Annotated in this window: 17 protein-coding genes and 1 pseudogene; 2 read left to right on the forward strand and 16 right to left on the reverse strand. The window is 39.2% G+C overall.

The features are described 5' to 3' along the window. The 16 genes and pseudogenes from CUS89_RS06430 to CUS89_RS06505 form a co-directional block, all read right to left on the reverse strand. Nucleotides 1-640 (reverse strand): RNA-guided endonuclease InsQ/TnpB family protein (locus CUS89_RS06430; protein WP_181055327.1); only part of this gene is annotated, 640 nt, incomplete at its 3' end. Beyond that, nucleotides 633-1230: pseudogene (locus CUS89_RS06435) on the reverse strand (IS607 family transposase). The gene CUS89_RS06430 and the pseudogene CUS89_RS06435, both read right to left, overlap by 8 nt. Before the next feature lie 54 nt (nucleotides 1231-1284). Continuing rightward, a complete protein-coding gene (locus CUS89_RS06440) occupies nucleotides 1285-2925 on the reverse strand; it encodes a DUF5011 domain-containing protein (protein ID WP_258082393.1) in 1641 nt (546 codons plus the stop codon). Beyond that, complete coding sequence (locus CUS89_RS06445) at nucleotides 2918-6040, reverse strand: MSCRAMM family protein (RefSeq protein ID WP_104871505.1); 3123 nt, start codon at nucleotides 6038-6040, stop codon at nucleotides 2918-2920. Before CUS89_RS06445 ends, CUS89_RS06440 begins: the two co-directional genes overlap by 8 nt. Nucleotides 6041-6196: 156 nt before the next feature. Continuing rightward, a complete protein-coding gene (locus tag CUS89_RS06450) occupies nucleotides 6197-6640 on the reverse strand; it encodes a PTS sugar transporter subunit IIA (RefSeq protein WP_062806196.1) in 444 nt (147 codons plus the stop codon). Nucleotides 6641-6654: 14 nt separating this feature from the next. Then, the gene (locus tag CUS89_RS06455) at nucleotides 6655-8685 is read right to left on the reverse strand and encodes a BglG family transcription antiterminator (protein ID WP_104871506.1); all 2031 of its coding nucleotides are present in this window, start codon (nucleotides 8683-8685) and stop codon (nucleotides 6655-6657) included. A 1-nt stretch (nucleotide 8686) separates the two neighbouring features. After that, nucleotides 8687-10294 carry a PTS transporter subunit EIIC gene (locus tag CUS89_RS06460; RefSeq protein ID WP_258082398.1) on the reverse strand — a complete coding sequence of 536 codons (1608 nt, stop codon included), beginning with the start codon at nucleotides 10292-10294 and terminating at the stop codon, nucleotides 8687-8689. A gap of 230 nt (nucleotides 10295-10524) precedes the next feature. Then, a complete protein-coding gene (gene rbsU, locus CUS89_RS06465) occupies nucleotides 10525-11412 on the reverse strand; it encodes a ribose/proton symporter RbsU (RefSeq protein ID WP_104775805.1) in 888 nt (295 codons plus the stop codon). 17 nt (nucleotides 11413-11429) lie between these two features. Then, on the reverse strand, nucleotides 11430-11825 hold the full coding sequence (gene rbsD, locus CUS89_RS06470; protein ID WP_104775804.1) for a D-ribose pyranase: 396 nt from the start codon (nucleotides 11823-11825) through the stop codon (nucleotides 11430-11432). A gap of 22 nt (nucleotides 11826-11847) precedes the next feature. After that, on the reverse strand, nucleotides 11848-12756 hold the full coding sequence (rbsK, locus tag CUS89_RS06475; protein ID WP_104871508.1) for a ribokinase: 909 nt from the start codon (nucleotides 12754-12756) through the stop codon (nucleotides 11848-11850). 277 nt (nucleotides 12757-13033) lie between these two features. Then, entirely contained in the window at nucleotides 13034-13987 is a 954-nt protein-coding gene (gene manA, locus CUS89_RS06480) for a mannose-6-phosphate isomerase, class I (RefSeq protein WP_104871509.1), read from the reverse strand. Nucleotides 13988-14032: 45 nt separating this feature from the next. Continuing rightward, complete coding sequence (locus CUS89_RS06485; RefSeq protein WP_104871510.1) at nucleotides 14033-15052, reverse strand: serine hydrolase domain-containing protein; 1020 nt, start codon at nucleotides 15050-15052, stop codon at nucleotides 14033-14035. A 194-nt stretch (nucleotides 15053-15246) separates the two neighbouring features. Beyond that, on the reverse strand, nucleotides 15247-16101 hold the full coding sequence (locus CUS89_RS06490; protein ID WP_104871511.1) for a VOC family protein: 855 nt from the start codon (nucleotides 16099-16101) through the stop codon (nucleotides 15247-15249). Nucleotides 16102-16344: 243 nt separating this feature from the next. Further along, complete coding sequence (locus tag CUS89_RS06495; RefSeq protein ID WP_104775799.1) at nucleotides 16345-18222, reverse strand: ABC transporter ATP-binding protein; 1878 nt, start codon at nucleotides 18220-18222, stop codon at nucleotides 16345-16347. Then, a complete protein-coding gene (locus CUS89_RS06500; protein WP_104871512.1) occupies nucleotides 18219-19946 on the reverse strand; it encodes an ABC transporter ATP-binding protein in 1728 nt (575 codons plus the stop codon). The genes CUS89_RS06495 and CUS89_RS06500 overlap by 4 nt, the downstream gene beginning before the upstream one ends. A gap of 15 nt (nucleotides 19947-19961) precedes the next feature. Continuing rightward, complete coding sequence (locus CUS89_RS06505; RefSeq protein WP_071867849.1) at nucleotides 19962-20606, reverse strand: TetR/AcrR family transcriptional regulator; 645 nt, start codon at nucleotides 20604-20606, stop codon at nucleotides 19962-19964. 194 nt (nucleotides 20607-20800) lie between these two features. Here CUS89_RS06505 and CUS89_RS06510 point away from each other — a divergent pair, with 194 nt between their 5' ends. Beyond that, nucleotides 20801-21109: a rhodanese-like domain-containing protein gene (locus CUS89_RS06510; protein ID WP_074799396.1), complete on the forward strand. Its 309-nt coding sequence runs from the start codon at nucleotides 20801-20803 to the stop codon at nucleotides 21107-21109. Between the two features lie 117 nt (nucleotides 21110-21226). Further along, nucleotides 21227-21847, forward strand: a complete 621-nt coding sequence (locus CUS89_RS06515) for an NAD(P)H-dependent oxidoreductase (RefSeq protein ID WP_034686954.1) — start codon at nucleotides 21227-21229, stop codon at nucleotides 21845-21847. The last annotated feature ends 5 nt before the right edge of the window (nucleotides 21848-21852 follow it).

Below are 21852 nucleotides of genomic sequence, written 5' to 3' on the forward strand. Positions count from 1 at the left end.
TTTTATAGGTTTTCCCTGTGGAAAGAATCGCAAAATCTTTTAATCCTAAGTCGATACCCACGCCTTCGGTAGGAGTATCGTTCAGTACTTGAGCGGTACAGTCCTGTTCCACGATGACCGACAGGTAGTAGCGGTTTGCTTGTTGGCTGATGGTGCCACTCTTTATGATATGTTTGTCATCATGTTTTGGAATATAACCTTTTTCTTTCAGTTTTACCCAATCCAAAGAGGGAACTTTTATCCGATGACGCTCACAACGGATGATTGTCTTTTTATCGTTCTTCACGAAATACATCGATACATCTTGGTGCTTCTTCTTTTTAAATTTAGGAAAATTAGCTCTTCCTTGAAAAAACTTTCTAAAGGCTTTTTCTGTCTCCATAATCGCGTGTTTCGTTGACTTCGCATAAACAGCTTTGATCCACAGCTTATCTGGATGGTTCGGAATGTAGTCGTTATTTAACCACTTTGAAAAATCCATACCTGATACAAACTTTCCGTTTGCTTTGTAAACTTCTTGGTTGTGGTAAATGTAAAAGTTCTTTACAAAACGTGCAACGCCAATGGTTCGATTAATAATTTCTTTTTGTTCTTCTGTTGGAAGAATTTCCGTTTTGTATGCCACTAACAACTTAATCACCTTCAATCTCATCTTTATACTTACGTAGTTCCATAAATACGGAAACTAAAAACGTGAATGATTGAAATTAAATCTTCAACTAATTCCTGTTGTGGCTATAATCTGGGTTATAACATACAATAATCGTCATACGAAACTTTGCCCATGTTTTTAACCCGTACAAATCTATCTTTGGATGTGATATAAATGGTGTCTATGTTTCCCGCCATTACTTCGTCTAACAACAGACTCTATTTTTTGCGCTTGTAATTAAGACCACTGCCAATATCCACAAATACATCATCTAAATTTATGCCTTTTCCATTTACATAATTTCTCAAAAACTCCACTTGATTGTTCAAGTCATCTTTTTGTCCGACACTAGACACTTGAGCGTAAGCAATGTTCTTTTTGCCACTTGTTTTATCGCCTTTGATGTAAGTTAAATACTGGTCTTCTGTATACTATCTTCGATTTTTTGGTGTCCGATATGCTTTTAACATGCCATCGTTAGCCCAACGTTGTAGCGTTTGCACAGAACCCCCTAATCTTTCTGCCATATGCTTTGGTGCTCCATCATTATTTCTCCTCTCATAAAAACCACAGCACATAAAACTACTTTTGTGGATATTTGTATATAAAAATTACTGCTGTTTAGTTTCTCCTTATTCGCTCAATTTCTCTGGCATTTCTGGATTGTTGTCTTGAATAATGACATGAAAAGATACTGTCGTTTCTGTAAATGTATCTTTGACCGTCAAATAAACAGGATAGATTCCAGGTGTATCCCAAGCGATTTCTTCTATGATCTCAACATCTTCTATGCCTATTCTCTCTTCACGATCCGACACGGCAATCCCTGCTAATAAATCTGGCTTTTCTTCGCCTACAATGATTCTCTTATCCTCTATCCCAGAAAATACAGGTGGCTCATTGACTACTCGGATGCTCCCAAAAGTTTTTGTGATTTCTCCATGTGTATCTTGGACTTGAAGAGGAAAACGATAGATATTTAATCGGGAAGTGTCGATTTTCTCCCAAAAAGGCAGATCGATTGCCACATGTAATTGATCAACCGGATCTTCACGATCTGCAAGAACTAGTTTTGCCAGATAGCTTTCTTTATTCAGTTCACTAAATACAGGAAGAGTCATGTGCGTATTTGTAACAGTCGGCGCTTCATTCGTTAGGTGAACATAAATCGTGCGCTCTGCCGCTCGTTTGCCATAACGGTCACTGACATTCCCAATTCTTACGAAGTAGTTTCCTGGTACATAGGGGACAAGATCGGATGCCAAAATGTTTTCTGAAGTAAGATTGATCGCACCATCTTCTTGATCATTTGCAGAGAAATAATCAAATAAAGAGAATGATTGATCAACAGGTAAAACGAGCTGGTTCGGCCCCGCGATTATTGGTGCTTCATTGGTGATCGTCATATTACTTATCAGGTTGGCACTTGCTCCAAATTGATCAGTCACAGAATAAATCACTTCATAACTTCCTTCTTTTTCTGTCTGGAGTGTGGTTTTCACTTGAATCTCTGCCGTCAATTCACCATCTTCTTCATCGTGAGCGGAAATGCCAGCCAACAAGTCAATACTTGAACCGATCGTGGCGTGATGACTTTGTCTTGCTTGTTGAATGGTCGGGGAGTGATTAAACAGAAAGGTGACCGTCGCAACACTCACTTTTCCTTTTGAATCAGTTGCTGTGATCTGCATGTCTTGATAGCCAGATTCGTTAGGATCGACGGGCGTATAGTGGATCACTGGAACGGGATCACTTCCTTGAACTATAGTAAAATAGGCAAAAGGATCAATCACTGTTCCTCTGGGTAAGATCTGCAATGGGTCGTTTACATGCACGTAGGGACCTTGCCATTGATTGTCGCTCTCTGGAATTGCTACAACATCCGGTAACGTAACTTTTTGTTCGTCTTCTGCGAAGCGATGCATGAGATTGCCTCTTGATACTGAATTTTCCAGACTTTGAGGTACTGTTGTTGCTTCAAGGTAAGCGATCCTCAGCTGGTTGGTTTCATCCTTGATCATTGCTTCAGTGGGGAGAGCCAATGGTTTTCGAAATTGAGAAGCAAACTCAAACAACTGAGAATAGTTCTCTTCTTTTTTCAGATGACTCTCCTCTGGTGTTTTCACTTTGATTGCCTGTTTCGTTTTGTTTGAAACGGGCCCAACTGTTGGTGGAACTTCTGTTTGTTGCGGTTTACAGCCGCTAACTAATAAAACAACTGAACAACTGAATATGAACAAGCCAAATCTCATGTATTTTTTCTTTTTAGTCATTCAACCCACCCCTTTTTTGTTGATAGATCAAAACGCCGCTCACTCCTAGAAATAAACTACCTAGCCCTACTAGAGAGACAGAAGTACGACTATTCGTTTTAGGTAAATTCCGAGTATTTTCCTGCTTTTTCGTTTCGTCTTTTTGCCCTTCTTTTGGTGTATTGAAATGGACAGTCTGTTCTTGATTCGTCAAGTCATCTTCACGTGCTACCTCATTTTCTTGCTCAGACTCGTAGTATAAAATGTGAGTGGCAGTCAACTGCTCCTTGTCTTTTAGCGTATTGGCTTTCAGTTCAAGAAAAACTTCAAATTGATCTTCTTTACTCTTTGCTGTGTAGGTTGAGATTGCTTCGTTCATGAGTTCTCCGGTGTCACCTTTTCGGTACTGCGTCACTACGGTATACACATGACCGATTTCAATAGCTGCTCCTTTGATCCAAACTACATCTTTCAATTGATTGTCTTTGGTTGGATCAAGCTCCTTACTTCCGTCGATTGCTGTGAACAAACTCGTCAATGTTAATTTTTCGCGTTCGTTATAGGCTTCTAATACGATCAACTCACCGTCTTTTTCAACAGTTACTGAAAAATCTAAAGGTTCTTCTAAAGGTAAATACCCTTCCAAAGGCTTTCCTTCGATAAATTGATAGATGCCATAAGGCAAATCGCTTACTTCGATTCGTCCCTCATCATCCGTGAGATATTCTTCAATAAATTGAAGGTTCTGCTCGCCATTTTCTGCTTTTTCTACCTGATATAAGCCAAATGGTACTTGCGCTAAAGGTTGTTCATTCAAGCGATCTCGTTTGATCAATTCAATGGATTGTCTTGCTAAACGGTTAGGGACTTCTAAGCGAATCAATGCACCATGATTTTCCGCTGTTACACTGAAAATCAATGGTTCTTCTAACGGGAGATAGCCTTCTGGCGCTTTGACCTCATGAAGCTCATAGCGATCCACGCCCCAAGGTAAGCTCTCTGTTGTCACTAATTCCCCTTTTTGATTCGTTTCAAAAATCTCGGTTTTTTCTGTATCATTCGGACGGGTCATTGCTACAAATGCTCCTTGTCCATCATTCGCCCAAGTATCAAAAATCTTGAATTGGGCACCAGCGTAAGGAATTTGTTGTCCTGTTTCTTGATCGATCTTGATGAGATGTACGCGTGATTCGATGATTTCATCTTCTAATAAAAAGAAATGTGTGTAGCCTTCCTCACTGATCGTCACTTCAAATGGTTCAATGATCAAATAGCCATCCGTTCCTTTTGTTTCAGCGATCGTATATGTGTCATAGGGTAAATCTATAAATTTAAAGTAGCCGTTTTTTTCAGTGACATGGACATATTCTTTTCCTGTGTTATGAGCGGTGGCTGTTAGTTCGATTCCTTCGAGTGGTGGTTTATAGTTCGTTGAATCTGTCGTTAACGCGTGTAAAACTTCGAAGATAGAAGTGGGAACAAGAGGTTTTGAACCAAATTTATACCCTTCGACATGACCTTTGATAACGCGATCAGTGACTGTTTTGCTATGGATAGCCACCGTTTCATTTTGTCCTGCATAGGTCAAATGTATAGGGTAGATCGTTGGATCTAAGTTATACCCTTTCGGTGGAATGATTTCTTGTAAATAATAGGTTCCTAGTTTTAACCCTCTTAGCTCAGCTGATACTCTTCCATCCACCTCTTCCATCGTCAATTCCGCCACTTTTTCTCCGTCTTTATCCGTTAATTGATACACAGCTCCAATCAATTGGGCACCTCCTTGAGGCTGACTGCCTGTTTCTTCATCTTCTTTGATGACAATCAAATCAGCTGTCTGTTCTTGATTAGCTAACGTGATACTCGTCAATTCATTCACTTTTACAATGATGGTCTGAGGATCTGGATTTAAAACATAGCCATCTGGCGCTTTGATTTCTTGAATCGTAACGACCGTATCAACGAGTAGATCATGCCAAATAGCAACACCATCAGAATCTGTCGTCAACTCTTTTATCTGTCCATCCGTAGTCGTGAAACGAAAAACGGCGCCTACTAATGGTTGTTTTGTTTGTTGATCGACTTTGCGGATACCTGCGTGTCCATATTTTTGCACGCGTAACTGAAATAAGGTTCTTGTCAGCTGCGGCACTCTACCGACTACCATATTTTGTGTATAAGGATGTTGGTACACGACGATTGCTCCTTGATAGCTACTGGGGATATGATAATCAAATGCGATCTCACTTGTCGCTGGCGCCTCTTTCGATGCAGTGACAGTTACTTGATTCCCTTGCTTTTCAATGGTTATTCCATTGATTTGTTGAACAGGTGATGAGCCATAATTTGAAAATGCTCCTGTTGTGTCGGTCAATGTTTGGCTTTCGCCGACTTTTAGATCCATTATTTGTCCATGAAAACTCGGTTGGGTATAGAACCGTTCCACTTGTTCCATCACTGTTCGTTTGAATATTTGGTAATCGTTCATTGTCAAAACACCAGAAATACTGGTGGGGATGATTCCTTGTTGCTCCCAAGCAAGGAGTTGCGTCATCAATTCTTTTTCCATCGTGTAGTTTGTCGCAATCACCCCATAGTATTTGATCAAAGAGATTTTCTTTAGTAATTCTGTGTTTTGAATGCTTGAAGTATAGCCGTTATTTTCTCCGATATTCAGCGCTACTCCTTGTTCCAGACATAGTGCAATCTCACCCTTCACTCGCTTGCCATACCAGCCAAATTCCCTGCCACCATTGGATAGATGGATATCGATATTAGGGATATGGATCGCTGGATCAACGACCACACTTTCATTCGCAAACGGGTCAGGCAATTTGGGCGATTGCTCATGGATCGCCGCGTCAACATAATTCGTTGAGCCGATAGTAGACAATTTTCCGTTGCGGTCTTGGATCAATTGGTAGTTTTTTTTGAAGTTCGCCCAACTATTTTCTTGTAGGATTGATTGTTCGGTCGTGTGGATCATTTGATTGGAGACAGATGTAGTGATTTGTTGGTACGAGGGTAGGTTGGTCAATGTTGTTGCCGAAACTGGTCTTACATTCATTTGAAAAAAAATCGTAATTAAAATAATGATCGGTAGAATCAAAAATAGTGATTCAGAGGATTTCTTCATTCTTTGACTCCTTTCATTCGTGGAATAAATCAACTGGGAACATGTGCCCTTCTCGTCGCACCTCCTTCACTATATAATTACGATTTTGTCGGAATTCTCTCAAAAAAAATAGAAAAAAAACGACCAATCAATTGATTGGTCGTTGCGTATTTTACGTCAAAACTCCTCAGCTTGTTTTAAGATTTGTTGGATTTCCTCTACTGTTTGGGCATCGCTCAATGCCATCACTTGATCGACATCGGAACAAAAAAAGGCGAGTTCTTGTAAACTTGTTAGTTGCTGGTTTTCTCGCATGATCACTGCAAATAAAATCGTTGCGATTTTCTTTTCTTCGTCGATACCAAAGTCAACGCCATCAGGTACTTGGAACAAAAAAATACCTTCTTCAACGATCTGTTCATCTTTTGCTTTTCCATGAGGAAGTGCCACAAAGTTGCCGATATAGACACTTGCTGCTTCTTGGCGAGCAACCATCGCATCGATATATTCCTTTTGGATGACTCCTTTTTCAAGTAGTTGTTCACCAATCTGCTGAATGGCTTCTTTCCAGCTACCAAACTGTTGGTTCAACCAAATATGTTCAGATGGAATCTCAAGCATCAATAGAGCCCCCTTTATTTTTTTATTTCATCGATCAAAATTTTAGATAACAATTGATAGATGATTGCCTCATTTCCTGATCGAAAAATCTCAGTATTCAAATCATTCATGATCAATGCACCACTTATTTTCCCAAGTAATTTTCCAGTAGCTTCATCAATTGGAGACGGGGCTAGCATCACTAACATTCTTGATAAATCGACTTTCGTTTTGTCCATTCCTTCGATCTCCAATACTTGCTTCAATTGAAAAATACAGAAGAAGGGTTCTGTAACCTCAGAACTAGAAGTATGGAAAAGCCCCATGTTGGTATGAGGTAAACCGATCGGTGCTTGTTGATATCTTTTCATTAAACGCTGATAGACTTTTTCTTTATCTTGGACCACCCCTGTAGGTAAATAGTCGAAAATATCCTTCAACGTAGCTTCTACTGTTTCTGGATTGTCTAATTCTTGAATGAAGAAGTGCTGAAGTAATCGATTGATTTTGCTCATCATCAACACCGTTTCCTCATAAGTATCTTCGATAACAGAAGGTTGATCAGCTAACCGGATATGTTCCGTTCGATGGGCTGTCAAACGAGCAAATTCTACTTTTAATTGTTTGATTTCTTCATCAAGAAGTAATGGTGAAACTAATAGATATTTCCCCTCATAGCCACTTAAGATCGAAGTAGAAATGACGAGATCATACTCTTCTTCTAAATTGATTTTCTTTAGATCAGCGATTCGATAAAAATGGATATGTTGAATGAATGGGAAATATCTTTTTAGTTTTAATTCAAGCATACTTGTCGAAGCTAAGCCACTAGGGGAAAACCCGGCGATCTTGATCGTGCTGTCCTTTGGTGTTTTTTCTAATGAGTTCGCAAAGTGTAGAACCATATAAGCAATTTCTTCTTCGGATAGTTTCTTTTCTTGAAAAATCTGCTCGATTCCTTGACGGATGGCTTGGGCGATCTCTCGATACTGGACCATGATTTTTTCCAAGATCGGATTAGTCAATTGTTCTTCTTGAAGTACCGCTCGAGAAAATACTCCTGATAAATGGGTCAACAACATTTTGTAGAGTGTTTCATCTTGGTAGAATGGATTATTTGTTGCTTCACTGACTACTTGGATCAACTGTTTCACAAGATAAGCGAGTTGCGTATCAAATGTTTCTTCAAAGAAATCCTGATCGAAGGAATTCGAGAAGTCATTTAATAGACTAGCAAAAAAGACGATCTCATTGACTGGATAAAGTTGTTGCGTTTCCTTAGCGATTTTAGAAAATAAAGCTTTGGCGATACGTAATAACTCTTTATTCACTAGTCCAGTGTAGGTTTCATTCGTCAGCACTTGATTTTTTTTGACACGGTCGATCGTAATGCTGAGTATCAAAACTAAATGTTCCAGTTTCCGGTCACTTAATTCTTTCTTTTGCTGGATCAACTCTTCTCGTACCACTTGACGCGCCAGTAATAAACTATCTGTCGTGATAAATTGAAAAAAGAAATTCGTTGTCGTATCAAATTCCAGCAAGTGAAATATTTCATACGCATTGATCTCCAACTCTAAGATATTCGCTATCAGCAATCTGCGGTATTTTTCCGGTCCAGTGATTTCATAGCCACGGTTACGCGTGATCGACAATGGCAGTTGTTTCATACTGGTTTCAAGTTGCTTGATATCAGCATAAAAAGTCGTATTACTAATCAAATACTTTTCTAAAAAATAACTTAAAGACAACGGTTCTTTCGTAAGTAATAGTTCTAATAAAATCGCATGTTGCCTTTCGGTTGTCGATAGTTCCATCTCTTTTTCGTTCAATAGTTGGCGCAATTGTGTCATTGTTTCAGGTGTTGCTTCAATCGTAAATGACCCTCGAGCTATTTTTTTCAGCGAAGCATTTACTTCCTCGAGCGATCGTTCTAATTGCTCCAACTCGCGGTATACAGTCCGTTTGCTGACACGTAAAACATTGACCATTTTTTGTATAGATACAGGTGCTGGACTATTGATGAGTTCTGTCAATAACTCTTTTTCCCTTGGTGACAAATACATCTTAGTCCACTTCCTTTACTAATGATAGATAGGCTTTGGTACTGACAAAATGATCAATGATCAACAAATGCTCCACTTGTTGTTCCAGTTGATACGCCTTTGCCATACTTTCATTCGCAAGATATACCACTTCTTTTTCGGGTACTAGGTCTTCGACGGCTGCTTTTTCTACAGATAGATCGACCTGATATTCCTTGGCTAGATTCATTAAAATCGTCATTCCCATCGTTTGTGAGCCTCGTCGATTTCCTTGGTATAAAAACACAACTCTGGTTCTAGGTTGTTCAACTTCTTGTTGCTTTTTGATTTGGGGTTCAATGTTTCTTTCATGAAGTTGCTGCTTGATCAATGGCAGATACGACTCAACTTCTAAAAAATGTTCAACAGCGATGATCTGACTCTCTTTGGCTTTTTCTTGCGCCAAAGATTGAAAGGCGCTTTGCACGATCACCAATTGTTTCTTGTGATTCGGCAGATCGTAAATCGATGTATAGCTGACAGGTATTGTTATCCCTTGTGCGTTCAGCTTTTTCTTCAGTATTGCTGCACCCATTGCACTAGAACCCATCCCAGCATCGCATGCAAAGATGATTTGGTTGACTATTTCTTGATTCATCGGTTGGCTCCTTTCCGGGATGATCGATGTTACAGGTTTTGTCTTTTTCATTAACAAAATGGCACAAATAAACGTAGTAAGCGCACTGAGAATAATGCCTAAAATGACACCTACTAATTGTGAAGGTGGTGTATTCCCTAAAATAATCACCAATGAACCTGGGGAAACCGGAGCATTCACCCCACTAGCAAACAGTTGGAACACAAACGTTCCTGTTGCTCCTCCAATCATAACTGCAAAAAAAAGAGCGGGCTGCATCAAGACAAAAGGAAAATAAATCTCATGGATTCCTCCGACAGCTTGGATCATCAATGCTCCACCTGCTTTGACACTTTTTTCTCGATCGGCAGCAAACAAGAACGCACTTAAAATCCCTATTCCTGGCCCAGGATTGGCTTCCATCAAAAATAAGATCGAATGCCCCGCATGTTGTGCCATCTCCATTCCTAAAGGTGTCAAGATACCGTGATTGATGACATTATTCAAAAATAAGACCTTTAACGGTTCCAACACTAAACTGACCACTGGTAACAGATGTTGCTCGATGAGCCAATAAACAAAGCGACCAACATAAGACAAACTACCTTCAACAAGTGGCTGTATGACCAGTATGCCTAACAGACAGACAAAGCCACCGATTAGACCGATCATCAAGTTATTCAGCAACATCTCATAGCCAGGCTTGATTTTCGGCGCCAACCAACGATCTACCCAATGAAAAATACCTCCCGTGATCAAACCGATGATCATCGCTCCGAATAGTTGTGGAAGATCAGAAACTACTATAATACCGATGACAGCAATCCCACCTGCTACAGCTGCTTTTTGATCAAAAATCTTTGCTCCAGAGTAACTGATCAAAATAGGCAATAACAAATAAATCAGCCAGTCAGTGACATGTACAAGCGTTTGGCGCAAATCACCTGATACGATATTTGATACAATCGATAACAAACCCCAAGCAATAAAAATACTTAGATTTGGCATGATCATTTGTTTGAAATAATGTAGTAATTGACGAAACCAGGTTAATTTCGCCGCTGCATTAGCAGGAAGCGCATTCAAATTCTCCCCCACATTGATCACCTGCCCTTTCTCATCCAGCAGACTGCGCTTATGCTTTTTTTCAGATAGCTCTATTCTAACAGTTACCGTTATCTATTTTCCACAAAAAAAATTGGGCAAGTAACCGCAGTTACTTCCCAATTCTTTAAAAATAACACTTATATCAAAACAGTCATCGTTGCAGCCGCTAAGATTAGGACCAACCCAACGATCGTGACAGTCATTTCTTTTTTCGTTTTCTTTTGTCCTAAGAACCAGATTCCAGTCAAGGTTGCTAGAACAACAGAAGTTTGCGATAAGATGAAGCCAGTTGCCAAACCATTCATATTTGGTTGCGCAGAAATCAAATAGGTCAATGCAGCAAAGGCAAAAAAGAAGCCAGAAAAAATTTGTTTATAAGAAACAACTTCCGTAAATGCTGATTTTTCATGCCCTTTCATACTTAATACAGCGGTATAGATGATCGCCACTAAAACCATCCCCATTGCTTGTGGCAAGAAAGCGTGCATCCCGTCGATGGATGTTGCTTGAGGTGCTGCTGAATATGCCCAATAACCAATCTCTCCGACTGCTAATAATAAAACCGCTTTTTTCAGTAAACTGCTATTTTCTTTGGTTTTTTTCTCAGTCCAAACAGTCATCCATGCGCCTAAAATAATCAAGATCAATGCTAATCCACCAAGAATCTTCGCTGTCGTTCCTGGCCAGTTACCTAGCGCAAAAACACCCCATAATGAAGCCCCAAGTAATTGGAAAGCTGTGGTGATGGGCATCGCACGCGATGAGCCAATTAGTGTGAAGGATTGAAACGTAATGATTTGAGCAGTTGCCCAACCCACACCGGAAAGAATAGAAAAGACAAGATCCATTCCAGATGGCAGTCCCATACCATTGATCAGGGCAAAAATAAGTGCGAATATCAAAGTTCCTATTGTTGATCCTAAAATCTGGTTAACAGGACGTCCACCGATCTTCGAAGCAATCGTTGGATAAAGTCCCCAACCTAGTAATGGTCCTAATCCGATCAATAATGCTGTTGCATTCATTTATTACATCTCCTTTTTTAGAATACGACGCCACTTTCTAACAAGATATTCGCATAAGGAGTCATCTCACCTGTGCGAATAAATGCGTGACAATTGTTCAACTCGGTTTTCATTTCACTATGCGGAATAAACGTAATCGGTGTATCCGGCATTTCTTTTTGGATTTCTAGAAGAATGTCAGGATTCTCTTTTTTGATTTCCTCTGCTAAATAAATACGTTGTACCTCTAATTCTGACAACACATTGCGTAAGACTTCCATAAAGCTAGGAACCCCTTGTGTAACTGCTAAATCAATTTTTTCAGTGGTCATAGGTACAGGCATTCCTGCATCTCCAATACTTAATTTATCAAAATGTCCCATTTGTGCAATCACTCGTGAGATATCTGAATTGATTACTTTCGTTTTTTTCATTATCTGTTCATCCTTTCCTCAATCAAATTAATTCATGTTTATATGGAATAGACGGTTGAGCACCAAAACGTTGAACGGTCACAGAAGAGGCTTTATTTCCATAACGGATTGCTTCTTCTAGGTTGCTGAAGTCTTTGGCTAATACACTGCTCATCGCACCAATAAAGGTATCCCCAGCAGCCGTTGTATCCACTGCATGCACTTTAAAAGCTAGTACGATCCCACTAGCGCCGTCAGCAATATCATAATACGCGCCTTTACTTCCGATCGTGATGATCACCGCTTCAATACCTAACCCATGAAAGACTTGTGCCGCCTCTTTTAGACTTTTTTCATCGGTAATAGTAATGCCTGTTAAGATCTCCGTTTCTGTTTCATTTGGAATGATCATGTCTGTTACTGCTAATAGCTCGTCTGGAACATTTTCTAGCGCAGGTGCTGGATTCAAGATCGTTTTCACGCCAGCTTCTCGAGCGATTTGGAATGCTTCGATTGTTGGTTCTATAGCGCTTTCAAACTGAGCTATAATAAAATCACTTTTTTGGATGATGGTTTTATTTTCTTGTACTTGTGCTACGGTAAACGCATTGTTTGCACCAGCATGGATCATGATACTATTTTCACCTTGGTCATCAACAATGATATACGCTTGTCCAGTCGCTTGATTTTCTAATGTCGCTACACCAGATAAATCGATTTCTTCTTGTTCAAGTAATTCTGACATTGTTTTTCCTGCTTCATCTTTACCCACGCCACCAATAAAGTAAGTTTTTGCCTCCGAACGTCTAGCAGCAACCGCTTGGTTGGCTCCCTTACCTCCACCAGCTGAAAAAGTTTCTTTCGTATGGATCGTTTCTCCAGGTTTTGGCATATAGGTCACACGGATTGTTCGATCTAAATTGATACTTCCGATAACTGTAACAGTATTCATCGTTTTCCCTCTCCTTTAACAAGAAAATCATTTTAACGTTCTATTAAAACGTTTTAACTCTACGAGAAGAATATAACATATTTTGTAAGTGATTTCAACAAGCAACTTTTCCACTATAAAATAAGCGGAAATTTGTGTTATCTTTGCTCTTATAAATTAGCCAAGTGGTAGCCGATCACGCATCCTAAAAAAGCGCACCAACCAAAAATAGAGAGTCCATTTTCGGCTGGTACGCTTTATTGTTTTAGCTGAACCTATCAGCAACAGTTTATCTTAATTATTTAACTCCTGGCTCAGAAGCGATGATCGAAAGTTCTCCTTGAACTTTCCACTCCGTGATATCGCTTGGTAAGATCGCACTTGTTCCTTTTTCTAATGGGTACGTTTGGTTGTCTATCACCAATTCTCCCGCACCATCAATGACTGTCATCAATGTATACGGTGCTTGTTTTTTAAAGGATGTGATTCCTTTGATGTCCCATTCGTAGACGTTGAAAAACTCCGTTTCTAGGTAAGTGACGATCGAAGAATTTCCTTGACGGATCTCTTTGATCTGTAATTCAGGAGCTTTTGCTGGGACTGTTGTTACATCGATCGATTGTTGGATGTGTAATTCTCGTGCGTTTCCTTGATCGTCTTTACGATCATAATCATAGACACGATAAGTCGTATCTGAACTTTGTTGTGTTTCTAAAATCATGATTCCTTTACCGATTGCATGGATCGTTCCACTTGGTACGTAGAAAAAATCACCTTTTTTGACAGGAACTTTTTTCAATAAATCATCCCAGCGACTATCTTTGATCATTTCGGCTAACTCTTCACGTGTTTTTGCATGATGACCATAGATGATCTCTGCCCCTGGTTCGGCATCAATGATGTACCAGCATTCTGTTTTACCTAGTTCTCCTTCATGTGCCATACCATAAGCATCATCCGGATGAACTTGGACAGATAGATCATCTTCTGCATCTAAGATTTTGATCAATAGCGGAAAAACTGGTTCTGATGGATGACCGAATAATTCTTTATGTTCTTTCCATAGATCATCTAGTTTCCAACCTTTGAATGGACCATTTTCAACGACACTCACGCCATGAGGATGCGCACTGATCGCCCAATCTTCGCCAATTTTATCATTAGGGATATCAAAGCCAAACACACTACGTAAGCGACTGCCTCCCCAGATTTTTTCTTGAAAAACAGGTTTTAAAAATAATGGTTCTTGCATACGTCAAACTCCTCTCGATTTTCAATTGCTATTATAGCATTATTTTCAGTGTAACGCTTTCTCTTGTAAATAAATTTCAATGATTTCATCACGACATTTTAGATATTCTTCACGATGATCGTTTGGATGTAGGCGATTGGACAGAAAAATGAACGCTTCTTGATCGATTGGGTCGATCAATAGAAATGTCCCTGTATAGCCTGTATGGAATAGTAATGGATGCCCGTCCTTTTTATCTTGTTTTAAATCCCATCCGAGTGAGCGACCACCTTTACCAGTTGGCGTATGATCAGCCAATAAGGAACGAATGGTTGTTTCTTCCAAAAAATGACCAGAATCCAGCTTTCCATATTGAAGATACATCTGAACAAATTTCTCACAATCCGCAAGATCAATAAATAGACCAGCATTACCTGCATGTTCTGCTAACACTCGTGCTTTTGGATCATGGGTCAAGCCATGGATCACCTCACCAGAAGGGAGTTGTTCAGTCGGAACGATCCGTTCTGAAGGATATGGTAAGAACAAGCTATTCATCATCCCTAACGGTGCTAGTACTTGCTCTTCAAAAAGCACGACTGCCTCTTCTTGGAAAACCTCCTCTAGCATCAATCCTAAGAGAATCGTGCCTGCATCCGTATAGCGAACTTCGATTCCCAATTGATTGCCTGGTTGAAGTTTCAAATAAGCTTCAATCAACTCTGTTTGTGATAGACGATCTCGATCAGGAATAAATGTCTGGATGTCTGAGGTATGTGTCAACAAATGGCGAATCGTGATCGTTTGATTCTCAAAAGCCGGCAAGTACGTATGCAAAGGTTCATCTAATTCCACTTTCCCGTCTTCGATCAATCGCAAGACAAGGCTTGTCGTTGCAATCACTTTTGTCAGGGAGGCTGCATCAAAGAGCAGATCTTCTGTCATTGGTCTAATCGTTGGAACGATCTGCGCATCACCTGCGACCACTTTTTCAATCTGATCCCCTTTCATAAAAGCAGCGACGATCCCTGGGTAATATCCCTCATTCATTTTTTTTAGTATATGTTCTTTCGTTTTAGCGTACATAGTTTCTCCTTATTTATCTTTGGATGTGCCTGTTTGCTCCCCAAGCATAATTCTTTCTTCCATAAGAATCAATTATTTTTCTCATTTACGCCACTATTTAATGGCTGACATAAAAAAGCAGGAAACACTCAGCATCAGCTGAACTTTTCCTGCTTTTTCCAACGGTCGAGTAATCGACAAATCCTAGCCACTGTTCATTGGACAACATTTGTTGCTTTTGTTTCGTCCACAAACCACCATTCAATGCCAATCGCATCATACAACGTCAAAACTTTCTGTTTTTTGTCAATGTAAAAATCGATCGCTTCTGTGTTCAAATGTGTGATCAGACGTTGCATACTCTCTGGATCAACAACAAATTTCAAAAAGTCTAATCCTAAGATTTCATCCGTCGGTAAGGCAATCACTGGACTCTCGGATTGAGTCAGTCCTACATGAAAATCACCTTTGTTCAAGATAAATTCTTTCTCTTCCTCTTTATGCACAGTCAAGCCTAAAAGCTCTGATAAAAATTCTCGTTCCTTTTCCATATCTAGTACATTTAGATGGACTTTTTGGAAATAAGTACCCGCGGATAATTTCGTAAAGCGTTCATTCGATTCTCTTAATAGTGCTTCTTGGTCTAATTGTTCCACCGCTTGTTGCTGAGAAGTATGAGCCGCTTCATGATAGATCTCTAACATATTGCCTTCTGGATCTTTTAATAAAATACCGATTCTTCCATCACTTTCTAGTGCTTCTTCGATCGTTTGGTTCGTTTGGCGAATACGATAAAGCACATCAGCCATTTCTTCTAACGTTGGAATGATCAAAGAAAAGCGATTGAGCTTTTTGATTTCCCCAAAGTGATCATTTGCTCGTGGACTTTCCTCTAATAATAACATCTCGCTGTCATTTTCTACTGTACCGAAAATCGCTAATTCATTTTCTTCTCTCTTTAAATCGAAACCGATCGTGTCTTTATAAAATTCGATCATTTTGTCACGGTCTTTTACACGTATTGCAATACTTTTCAAATAAGTAGTAGACCCCAAATCAAAAACTTTCATAATTTCTTGCTCCCCTCTACGTTAAGCTTTATTTTAACGATGCTTCTCTTTTCTTTCAAGCAATATCTTAGTTTTTGTTGAATTAATTCTCAGATTGTCTTATTTTTTAGCTAATTATCATAATGAGAAGGGAAATTCATTCTATATGTAAAAAAAGCGGCGAGTCTTTGATAAACCATTTTTATCTTTTAAACGCCGCTTTCAAATAATCCAATAAAGATTATTATAACTTATTTTATCTTATCATGAAGCTTCTTCTGTAAACTGACTATTATATAGATCAGCATAAAATCCATCTTTTTCCATCAGTGTATCATGGTTTCCTGTTTCAACGATCGATCCTTGGTTCATCACGATAATATTATCCGCATCGCGAATTGTTGATAAGCGATGAGCAACTACAAAACTTGTACGATTTTTCAATAAACGATTCATCGCTTTTTGGATCAAGATCTCCGTACGAGTATCGACACTTGAGGTTGCTTCATCCAAGATCAAGACATCTGGATTTGCTAAGAATGCTCGGGCAATCGTGATCAATTGACGTTGACCTTGTGAGATATTACTTGCATCTTCATTTAAGATCGTATCATACCCATCAGGTAATTTGCGGACAAATTCATCGACATGGGCAGCTTTCGCAGCTTCGATCACTTGTTCATCCGTCGCATCATCATTTCCATACTTGATATTGTCATAGATCGTTCCAGTAAATAACCATGTATCTTGAAGTACCATTGAAAATTGTGCACGTAATACATCACGAGAAACATCTCTCGTATCAACACCGTCATAGCGGATGCTTCCGCCTGAAACATCATAAAAACGCTCCAATAGATTGATCAAAGTCGTTTTCCCAGCCCCAGTCGGACCAACAATAGCGACCATTTCACCTGGCTTCACATCCAAATTGAAATCTTTCATCAATAAGTGACCTGGCGTATAACCAAACTGCACATTTTCAAAACGAACTTTGTACGGTGTATTTTCTTCGACTGGTAAACCAGATTTTTCATTTGTCATCTCTTCTTCGTCTAAGACTTCAAAGACACGTTCAGCCGAAGCGACTGTTGATTGGATCGTATTCATCAAACTTGCCAATTGCGTGATTGGTTGAGAAAATTGCGTCGTATATTGTAAGAATGCTTGCACATCCCCTAATGCCATGTTCCCATTGGCTACTTTGATCCCACCAAGAACAGCCACGAAGACGTATCCTAGATTTTTGACGAAGTTCATCAATGGCATGATGATTGCAGAAATAAACTGTGCTTTCCAACCAGAGGCATATAAATTTTGGTTTTCAATCTCAAAAACTGCTTGGTCTTTTGCTGTATGGTTGAACGTTTGGACGATCGTATGTCCAGCATAGGTTTCTTCTACTTGGTTGTTCAATAATCCTAAACTCTTTTGTTGATCCGCAAAGAAAACCTGTGATTTCGGTGCAATGATCATCACGATGATCAAGCTCAATGGAATCATCAACAACGCCACTAATGTCAGTTGCCAGCTGATAGATAGCATCATGACGATGACCCCGATCAGTGTGACCGCACTTGTGACAAATTGAGTCAAGTTTTGTTGTAACGTGCTGGCGATATTGTCCATGTCGTTGATTGCTCGAGACATGATATCCCCATTCGTATGTGTATCATAATAAGAGATCGGCACACGATTCATTTTTGTCTCTAAATCATGTCTTAACTCGTATACCGTACGTTGAGATACGCGAGTCATAATGAATTGTTGCAAGAAGTTGAATACGGCAGAGATCAAGTACATCACAATCACTGTCGCAATGATTTGACCAATTTTGTCAAAATCGATTGGGAATTTCGTGACTTGTTGCCCTTCTTGCATTTGTCTTGCGCCAAGCATCACACCGTTGAAAATTTCTGTGGTTGCTTTCCCTAGTACTTTGGGTGTCTGGATTTGGAAGACGACAGCTGCGATCGCTAAGACAAATACAGCAATGATCGCTACTAAACGCTTAGACATATAGCCGAATAACCGGCGAACAGTGCCCCAAAAGTTTTTTGCTTTTTCTCCTTTAGCACCAATGTTGCGTCCTGGTCCACCACCCATTGGGCCTTGAGGAGGTCGGTTGTTTCCTTTACTCATGCTAAATCCTCCTCTCTCAATTGTGAGTTGACGATTTCTTTGTATGTTTCATTTGTTGCTAGTAATTCTTTATGCGTTCCTTTTCCAACAAGTTTTCCTTCATCTAATACTAAGATCGTATCTGCATCCATGACGGTACTTACTCGTTGTGCAACTAAAACGGTAATACTTTCTGTCATATTTTCTTTTAATGCTTGACGGAGTTTCGCATCTGTTTTGAAGTCTAGTGCTGAGAATGAATCATCAAAGACATAGATATCGGCTTCTTTTACCAACGCACGCGCAATGGCTAAACGCTGTCTTTGTCCACCAGAGAAATTTCCGCCGCCTTGTTCGACGTGACTATCTAAACCATCTTCCATTTCAGAGACAAAGTCTTTTGCTTGGGCGATCTCTAGTGCTTTCCAAATCATCTCATCTGTTGCGTCTTCTTTCCCATATTGCATATTCTCACGAATCGTTCCAGAAAAAAGTACAGCTTTTTGGGGAACGAAGCCCATCAATTCACGCAAGTTATATTGCGTCATATCAGCGATACTCGTTCCGTTGATCGCGATCTCACCCGATTCAATATCATACAATCGCGGGATCAGATTTACTAAAGTCGTTTTTCCTGAACCTGTACCGCCAATGATAGCTACGATATCGCCGGATGACGCTTCAAAGTTGATATCTTCCAACGCTAGTTTTTCTGCGCCATGGTAACGGTAATTCACCTGTTTGAATGACAACCTTGCATCTTTCCCAGCTAAAGCAACCGTTTCTGGTTGTTCTGGATCAACGATACCCGCGTCTTCTTCTAGTACTTCATTGATCCGATCAGCCGAAGCTTGGGCACGAGGAACCATGATAAAGATTGCTGATAGCATCATGAAACTAATCAAAATTTGCATCGCATAAGTCATGAAAGCAATCAGATTTCCGACCTCTAATGTCATATCCGCTATGTAGTGTCCACCGAACCATGTGATCGCTACGTTCGTCCCACTCATGATCAACGTCATCATCGGCATCATCAAGGCAACGATCGTGTTGACTTTGATTGCCGTATTTGTATAGTCTTTATTTGCTAAATCAAAACGATTTTCCTCAAAACGTGTTTTATCAAATGCTCGAATGACACGTACACCGGTTAATCCTTCACGAAAAACAAGGTTTAAGCGGTCCGTTTTCTTTTGCATACTCTTGAATAGAGGAACAGCAAAATACATGATACCACCGATCAAAATGATCATGACAGGAATCACGACTAAGAAAATCCTTGTCAATTGATGGTCCTTTTGATAAGCAAGAATACTTGCTCCAACAAGAGTGATCGGTGCATTGATCATCATCCGTAAAAACATTTGCATTACCAGTTGGATCTGCGTCACGTCATTGGTTGTACGAGTGATCAATGAAGCTGTTCCATACTTATCGAATTTGTCTTTCGTCAAATTTTCGGCTTTTTGATAGACTTCTGTTCGTAATTGTTTTCCTAACTTTTGTGATTCACGTGTAGCAAAAAACGTATTGGCAATGGCGGCTAAAATACTGATCAAAGAAAATCCGATCATGACAAATCCCGTCTGCCAAATATAGTCGACGTCACCTTGTGCTACGCCTTTGTCAATAATATTAGATGTTAACGTTGGCAAATAAAGATCTGCTAACACTTGAATAATCATAAAAACCGTTGCAGCGATTGCTGAGGTCAATGAAATTCGTTTGACAATTTTTAGCATTCGTTCCCCTTCTTTCTATTTATAAGCGCCATTTTTTATCCATGACAGTTTTAGATTGAATTCTGCAATGGCTTGTTCAACAGAATACTCCTCAGAGGTTGAAAATGATTTATAGGCATGAGCAATCGTTGTAAATAGTGTACTCATGACTAATTGAAACAATAATTCCATTTCATGGTCATCTTTTACTCTAAGATTGGAACGATCAATCAAACCAATCAACTCTTTGGACGCTTTTTTATGATTTTTATGTGGTGATGGACGATGTCCTTGTGGATGCGGCACGACTTTTCGTGAGGCGCGGTAATCCATGTGCATAAAAAGATGTTTGTAAAACGCGGCATTTTCACCTTCTAGAATATCTCGAATCATTTTCCCAAAATAAAGTTCAAAACCGATAAATAAGTCTCCGTTCGATTCTTTGATTAGTTGGATCATATTTTTTGTACTATCACTACGAACGGTTTCAAAATAATAAAAATAAAGATCTTCTTTATCTTCAAAATATTGATAAAAACTACCCCTAGAGATCCCCGCAAGTTTCACGATCTGAGCAATCGAAGCTTCATTCAATGGTACTCTTGAAAATTCGACCCTGGCAGCTTCTAATAGTCTTTGCTGTTTTTCTTCAGGTAGATGAAAAAAAGTCTGTGTCGGCATCGCTGATTCCTCCCCACATAAAAATGACACACTGTCATATGACACCTTGTCATTATAACACCATATGAATGTTTTGCAAGTCATTTACATTCTTTTTTCATAATTATTAAAAAAAGAATAAATCGAGTAAAAAGATTTGTTTCTACTATTCTATGCATCTAAAATAGGATCATTATATAAAAAGGAAGAATGCCATGAACAAATCAATCACCGTCCACGAACTCTATTTCGTCTATCAAAAAAAGGATATAGTGATTTTAGATGTCCGTAAAACGAACGAGTATATAAAAAAACATTTAAGTCATTCAATATCCATTCCTATTGCCAGTTTATCCGCTCAATTAAATAATCTGGATACAAAAAAACAGTATTATATTGTTGGGGCAGCGAATCATTTAGCACAAGAAGTTACTAGTTATCTAATAGAAAATGGTCTGCAAGCGACTTATGTCGTTGACAACATGAAACTATTTGAAAATCGTGAATTAACTAGTTCTCTTTGATCTTACTGGAAAATAACTTACTTTTTATCAGTAAAAATACTTGATAGCCTTTTCTGTTTCAAGTAAACTGGTATTGTTAGCAGTAAAGTTAACAATTACGACTAAAGGAGAGAGATTATGGCATCAGTATTAGTAATCAAAGGACATCCATTAACTGCACAAGAATCACGTTCAGTTAACGCATTAACTAGTTTTTTAACTAGCTACAAAGAAAATCATCCAAACGACGAGGTAACTGTTTTAGACCTTTATCGTGATGATATCCCAGAAATTGATGAAGAATTGCTTTCTGGATGGGAAGCGCTTCGTGCAGGTGCAGATTTCTCTAGTCTATCTGAAAACCAACAACAAAAAATTGCTCGTTTCAACGAATTGACAGAGCAATTCCTAGCAGCAGATAAAATCGTTATTGCCAATGCTTTATGGAATTTGAACATTCCTACAAAATTAAAAGCTTGGTTTGATACTGTCAATGTTGCTGGTAAAACTTTCAAGTATACTGAAAACGGTCCTGTTGGCTTAGTTACTGGTAAGAAAGCACTACACATCCAATCAAACGGCGGAATCTACAATGGTCAAGATTTTGCTTCTCAATATGTAAAAGCAATCTTGAATTTTGTCGGTATTGAACAAGTCGACCAATTATTTATCGAAGGTATCGACTATACACCTGATCGTGCAGAAGAATTGATGCAAGCTGCTTTAGATAAAGCAACTGCATTTGGTAAAGACTTCTAGTCACT

The sequence above is a fragment of the Enterococcus mundtii genome (assembly GCF_002947535.1).
Taxonomy (GTDB): Bacteria; Bacillota; Bacilli; order Lactobacillales; family Enterococcaceae; genus Enterococcus_B; species Enterococcus_B mundtii_B.